The sequence below is a fragment of the Cytophaga aurantiaca DSM 3654 genome (assembly GCF_000379725.1).
In the GTDB taxonomy this organism is placed as follows: Bacteria; Bacteroidota; Bacteroidia; order Cytophagales; family Cytophagaceae; genus Cytophaga; species Cytophaga aurantiaca.
The window spans coordinates 247,559-253,558 of sequence record NZ_KB903663.1 but is presented as its reverse complement, the minus strand read 5'-3'; the positions used below and the strand labels follow the sequence as shown (position 1 = coordinate 253,558).

At 40.3% G+C, this 6,000-nt stretch carries 5 protein-coding genes; 2 read left to right on the top strand and 3 right to left on the bottom strand.

Translation table 11 applies throughout. The features are described 5' to 3' along the window. Positions 1 to 1,288 precede the first annotated feature (1,288 nt). Together A3EE_RS0116950 and lnt are read right to left on the bottom strand one after the other, a co-directional pair. On the bottom strand, positions 1,289 to 2,095 hold the full coding sequence (locus A3EE_RS0116950) for an inositol monophosphatase family protein (RefSeq protein WP_018344633.1): 807 nt from the start codon (positions 2,093 to 2,095) through the stop codon (positions 1,289 to 1,291). Then, on the bottom strand, positions 2,088 to 3,683 hold the full coding sequence (gene lnt, locus A3EE_RS0116945; protein ID WP_026209841.1) for an apolipoprotein N-acyltransferase: 1,596 nt from the start codon (positions 3,681 to 3,683) through the stop codon (positions 2,088 to 2,090). The genes A3EE_RS0116950 and lnt overlap by 8 nt, the downstream gene beginning before the upstream one ends. Positions 3,684 to 3,752: 69 nt before the next feature. On the opposite strand from lnt, the gene A3EE_RS0116940 reads away from it, so the two are divergent. After that, positions 3,753 to 4,229 carry an MEKHLA domain-containing protein gene (locus A3EE_RS0116940; protein WP_018344631.1) on the top strand — a complete coding sequence of 159 codons (477 nt, stop codon included), beginning with the start codon at positions 3,753 to 3,755 and terminating at the stop codon, positions 4,227 to 4,229. A gap of 90 nt (positions 4,230 to 4,319) precedes the next feature. Here the strand turns inward: A3EE_RS0116940 and A3EE_RS0116935 are convergent, their stop codons facing one another. Then, positions 4,320 to 5,504 carry a THUMP domain-containing class I SAM-dependent RNA methyltransferase gene (locus tag A3EE_RS0116935; RefSeq protein WP_157447078.1) on the bottom strand — a complete coding sequence of 395 codons (1,185 nt, stop codon included), beginning with the start codon at positions 5,502 to 5,504 and terminating at the stop codon, positions 4,320 to 4,322. 126 nt (positions 5,505 to 5,630) lie between these two features. Here A3EE_RS0116935 and A3EE_RS0116930 point away from each other — a divergent pair, with 126 nt between their 5' ends. Continuing rightward, the gene (locus tag A3EE_RS0116930) at positions 5,631 to 5,879 is read left to right on the top strand and encodes an acyl-CoA-binding protein (protein WP_018344629.1); all 249 of its coding nucleotides are present in this window, start codon (positions 5,631 to 5,633) and stop codon (positions 5,877 to 5,879) included. Positions 5,880 to 6,000 lie beyond the last annotated feature (121 nt).

The following is a 6,000-nucleotide window of genomic DNA, read 5'->3' as shown; positions in this document are numbered from 1 at the left end:
CGAATGTACAAGTTCGGATAAACCGCCTGTGGAGCAAACACCAACTCCACCTGCTACGCCAACGCAGACAACGCCGGTTACACCTCCAGTAGTAGGAGAGAAGATAACGATCTGTCATAGACCACCGGGTAATCCTACAAATGTTCAAACAATTGAGATACCTAAGAGTGCATTGAATGCACACTTGGCACACGGTGACCATATAGGCGAATGTACAAGTTCGGATAAACCACCTGTGGAGCAAACACCAACTACACCTGCTACGCCAACGCAGACAACGCCGGTTACACCTCCAGTAGTAGAAGAGAAAGTAACAATCTGTCATAGACCACCGGGTAATCCTACAAACGTTCAGACGATTGAGGTTTCTAAGAGTGCATTGAATGCACACTTGGCNCATGGTGACCATATAGGCGAATGTACAAGTTCGGATAANCCGCCTGTACAGCAGACGCCGGCGACACCTNCTACGCCAACGCAGACAACGCCGGTTACACCTCCAGTAGTAGAAGAGAAAGTAACAATCTGTCATAGACCACCGGGTAATCCTACAAACGTTCAGACGATTGAGGTTTCTAAGAGTGCATTGAATGCACACTTGGCNCATGGTGACCATATAGGCGAATGTACAAGTTCGGATAANCCGCCTGTACAGCAGACGCCGGCGACACCTNCTACGCCAACGCAGACAACGCCGGTTACACCTCCAGTAGTAGAAGAGAAAGTAACAATCTGTCATAGACCACCGGGTAATCCTACAAACGTTCAGACGATTGAGGTTTCTAAGAGTGCATTGAATGCACACTTGGCNCANGGTGACCATATAGGCGAATGTACAAGTTCGGATAAACCGCCTGTACAGCAGACGCCGGCGACACCTACTACGCCAACTCCGACGACTCCAACAACTCCTCCGGCACAAACAACTACGCCAACGGAGCCTGCACCACCTGTTGTTATTTGTCATACAAAGTCTGACGGTTCTAAAGTAACGTTAACCGTGGAAAAAAGTGAAGTAGCGAAACACAAAGCTCATGGAGATCATGTAGGTGCTTGTACAAGTGCAGATACGGCGCCTGTTAAAACAACACCGCCACCAACTGAAGAGAAGGTAACGATTTGTCATAAAAAAGAAGATGGTACGAGAGTAACATTAACTGTTCCTCGGAGCGAATTGCAAAGGCACTTACAACATGGCGATCATGTGGGTGTATGTACTCCGGATGAAATGAATGGCCAATAATTTTATACGATGCGTGGTATGAAATCCATACCACGCATCGTATTTTTACCAATACTTTTTTAGCGTTTCAATCATGAATGGATGAACATCTTTATTGGCAGCACAAACTTCTTCAGCTGTCTGACATCTGTCAGAACCTCCGCTATAATTACTTACAGAGCCGCCAGCTTCACGCACGATTAAAATTCCTGCAGCAACATCCCATGGTTTTAAATTGAATTCGAAATACGATTCGAATCTGCCGCAAGCAACATAACAAAGATCTATTGCAGCAGAACCCAATCTTCTTACACCCTGTGTAGTTTCAACAAAATGACGGATCAACGAAAAATATTGTTCGGCTTTTCCTCGCAACGTATATGGAAATCCTGTAGCAATCAGTGATTCAGATAATGTTTGAATGGCTGACACTTCAATGCGCTCTCCATTCATATAAGCACCGCCATCTTTCCATGCATAAAAACATTCGTTTCGGGATGGCTCGTGTACAACACCGATCAATAACGTTTCATCCTGCACCAGTGCAATGCTGATGGAAAACAACGGGATCTTATGTAAAAAATTTGTAGTGCCATCTAATGGATCAATCACCCATCTCAATCCTGTAGTGGATTGTTCGATCGTTCCTTCTTCGGTTTCGAATCCTGCTTCAGGAACCAATTTACTCAAACCTTCAATCAACAATTTTTCTGTTTCTTTATCTACATACGAAACCAGATCGTTGCTTCGGCCCTTGAATTCAATATTACTGCGTTCAAAATGTTGCAGCTCTCTTAATTGAAAGTCGCCCGCTTCGCGTGCAAGCTTTGTGATTTGTAGAGTTAATTGATTTAATTTTTCAGAACTAAACATAACGTTTTGAGAAGAAGGAGTAAATAAATAAGAGTGGTGAAAGTATAAGCGCAAAGAAACCGATATAATCTCCATGCTTTGCATAAAAAGTTTGAATGCTATTGATTTTTATTTTTTGTACCAATGCATCCTGCACCCAATACTTATTTTCCTGCAACACATTTCCTCGTTGATCAATAAATCCGGATGTACCTGTATTGGCAGCACGTGCTACCGATTTGCGCTGTTCAATGGCACGCAGACGTGCATATTGAAAATGCTGTTTGTAACCTTGTGTATTTCCCCACCAGCCATCGTTGGTGATGATCCCGATGAAGTTCGCACCATTAGTTACATAGCCGCTTACATATTCACCAAAGATCGATTCGTAGCAGATGACTGGTGCAACAGCTATTCCGGATCCGTTTTTTAATGCTCGGGCGATACTATCTTTTCCGATCGATTGTACAATACCTCCCAGACTGGATGAAACAAAACCGAATATTTCAGGATAAGGCAAACTTTCTACACCCGGTACCATACGCGATTTGTGATAGATGCTCATAGAAGAATCCGGATTGATAAGTAAGGCTGCATTAAATGAATCGTAATAGGATAATCCATCAAATGTTTTTCTGGATGTAACCGTTTTGTGTGCTTCGTCTACAAACCGATGCGAATCAATTCCTGTTAAGATACTGACGTTATTTTTTTTCGAATAATAAAATAAATAAGGGATGAACTGGTGCTGAAAAACTTTTGCTTCATTAACATCACCTGGTAGAGCGGTTTCAGGCCATAAGATAAAACGTGTTTGAGGTGTCCGTACTTTTTCACTTAATGTCAACATGCGGTCAAACTGAATTTCATACGGAACAGCTCGGGGTGAACTTCTGAATTTTTCATTGTAGGGATCAAGATTTGGCTGTACAACGACAACTTCTATTTCGGTACCGGTTTCGTTATAAGAGTAATAAATGAAAACAGAAACAACTATTGGCAGAGCAATAGTAAGTGCTGTATAGATCAACGTAGAAATTTTGAATGAATGTTTAAGGCATACATAGATCAATGTATTGCATAGCAATATCCAAAGCGACCCCCCAAAAACTCCCGTATACTCATACCATTGAACGAATAAAATGTTTTTTGCAAACGCATTCCCAAGTGTCAACCAGGGCCAGGCTAATTGCCAGTTGATGTGCCAGTATTCAAACAGAAGATAAAAACTGATAAAAGAAAGTAATCCGATAATTTCATAAGTTTTTTTCCGAACGATGTAAAAAAATATAAAAGGTATCGTCATTAAGAGTGCATTCACAATCATTGCAAAGAGACCGCCGGCTGCAGTTGAATTGTAAACCCAATAGGTTGTCCCTACATTCCATATGAGTAGTGCAAGATAGGTGTATGCTGCAAAGCGGATTCCCTTTCTTTTTTTTGTATCGTTTTGAATCGCATCAAACAAGATTAATATCGGAACGAATGCAATAAAGGCGAGCAGAGCAAAGGAAGATGTTGGCCAGACAATAATTAACAGAATTCCACTTATTAGTGAAAAAGCAAGGAGAGGTATTTTTAGAAATTGTTGATACAACATTTTAGACATAACTTGCATGAAGTTAACAAATCAGGTGTGTGTTTTTATTCTGCTACGGAAAGGTAATAAAAGATTAATATGCAAAAAAATATAATTCCATATTGGTTGGCATCCGATGTCATTCAGCACAGTAGAAGGATTTTAACAAGCTATGAACAGATAACCGGAATACACTTATTTGATGCGCAGTATTCAGATGAATACCGTTCGTATTTATTGTATCATGCACCCTATGTAGTTGTTTCTCATGGCATACAGACTGATCCCGTTTTTAATTATGCGAACCTTACAGCACAACAGTTGTGGAATCTTAGCTGGCAAGAATTTACAGCGTTACCATCGCGCCTTTCTGCTGAACCGGAACGGGCAGAAGAAAGACAGCGCCTGTTAAATGAAGCCGCGGAAAAAGGATATATAGATAATTACGAAGGGATACGGATTTCCTCTGATGGACAACGATTCAAAATAGAAAAAGTGTTGCTTTGGAATTTACCCGATGAAGCGAAGAATAAAGTAGGGCAGGTGGCTTTGTTTCGTAATTGGACGGATTTGTAGGTTTAAAGTTATAGGTAATAAGTTTTAAGAAAGCTCTAACTACAAAGCAACGTCGAACAATCTTAAAACTGATTACTTAAAACCTATTACTTATTCAGTTTTAAAGACCACACGCTTTGTACCCGAGTACAATTCATACTGCATCAATCGGCATTCAATTTTAGCACTGAAGAATTTTATTTTTCGTTTTGGTTTTAGTCCGATGCGTTTTGCTAATTCGAGATTACCTGTAAACACAAATCCTTTATAACCGCCACATTTTTGTTTAAAGAAATCTCCGATTTCTTTATAGGTTAATACCAATGATTCCTCATCTCCAAGGCGTTCACCGTATTCGGGATTCAATATAACAACGCCTTCCTGATCTGCTTCTATTGGCGTATCCTGAAAATCGCTTAGCACAAAATCGATCAGATGATCTACACCTGCAATCTCCGCATTGCCTTTGGCTGCGTCTAGTGCACGTTGATCGTGATCGGATGCAATGATTTTAAATGGCAACGAAGACTTCACTTGGTGCATCGCCATCTTTTTCATGGTGTGCCATGTGGCTTCGTCGTAGCCATGTATATGCTGGAAGGCATATTCATTTCTAATCAGTCCAGGGATTTTATTGATACCGATCAATGCTGCTTCAATAGCTAATGTACCGCTGCCGCACATCGGATTTATAAACGGTGTTTCCGGATTCCATTCAGATGTAATTACAACACCTGCAGCCAGAGGCTCCGCCATTGGGGCTTTCCATGGATTTACTCTATAGCCGTGTCTGGAGATCGGTTCGCCGGATAGATCTAAATAAATAGATAAGCTACTCTCTTTCCAATATAAAAAGATTACAACCTTATCGCGCAGAGGCCCCGAGTCAGGGCGTGTTCCTGTTTTTTCAACAAAGTAATCTGCAATGGCATCTTTGCATTTTACATTGGCAAAACGCGTATCACGAATGGTACTGTTTTGCACAAACGAATCGATGCTGAAGTAAGATGTATTTGAAAAATAGTTATCCCAGTTAATTTTTTTCGTAACGCGATACAAATCTTCCGGTGTATCAGCCTGAGCTTCTTTTAGTAAAAAAAGTACCTTATTGGCTGTCCGTAAATGCATGCACAGGTACATTGCAGTCTGTGCAGTACCCTCAACCACGATACCGTGGATAAGTATTTTTTTGATCGGAATGGAAAGCTGAGCTATTTCTCTAGCTGTCAGCGGACTTAAATCCGGGGCGCAAGTGATTAAAATATCGCTTGATTGCTCAAATATGGACGTTTTCAAATTTATTTCGATTAATAAACAAAGATACCCTTTTAAAATGTAAACTCTTTCAAGACTTCTTCCGTACAATTCAGTATATAGAATATTAATACAATTATTTCATTAAATAAAACAATTTTCGTAACTATGCAGGAGTTATTTGAAAAAGCGGTAATAGCATCGAAATTATTACCCTCTCAATCCAATGAGAATTTGCTATCACTGTATAGTCTTTATAAACAGGCTACTGAAGGAGATGTGAATGTTGAAAAGCCAACCAATTTCTTTGATTTTCCGGCCATTGCCAAATACAATGCCTGGGAAGGATTAAAAGGAATCAGCAAAGAAGTTGCAATGCAAAAATATATAGATTTAGTTGCGAGCTTAGGAAAATAAGCTGCTTCATATAAAGAGTTTGTTGGCTGTAGACATCTATATTTCAGGATTTAGTCCGTCGAAAATGCGTGTTACAGCCAACTTTTATCACTTAAGGGAAAATGTCCCTTCTTAATTAAGT

Bases quoted from the DNA above. Each gene is read 5' to 3' on its own strand.
- A3EE_RS0116950 (WP_018344633.1), bottom strand. From the start codon at position 2,095: ATGTTTAGTTCTGAAAAATTAAATCAATTAACTCTACAAATCACAAAG.
- lnt (WP_026209841.1), bottom strand. From the start codon at position 3,683: ATGTCTAAAATGTTGTATCAACAATTTCTAAAAATACCTCTCCTTGCT.
- A3EE_RS0116940 (WP_018344631.1), top strand. From the start codon at position 3,753: ATGCAAAAAAATATAATTCCATATTGGTTGGCATCCGATGTCATTCAG.
- A3EE_RS0116930 (WP_018344629.1), top strand. From the start codon at position 5,631: ATGCAGGAGTTATTTGAAAAAGCGGTAATAGCATCGAAATTATTACCC.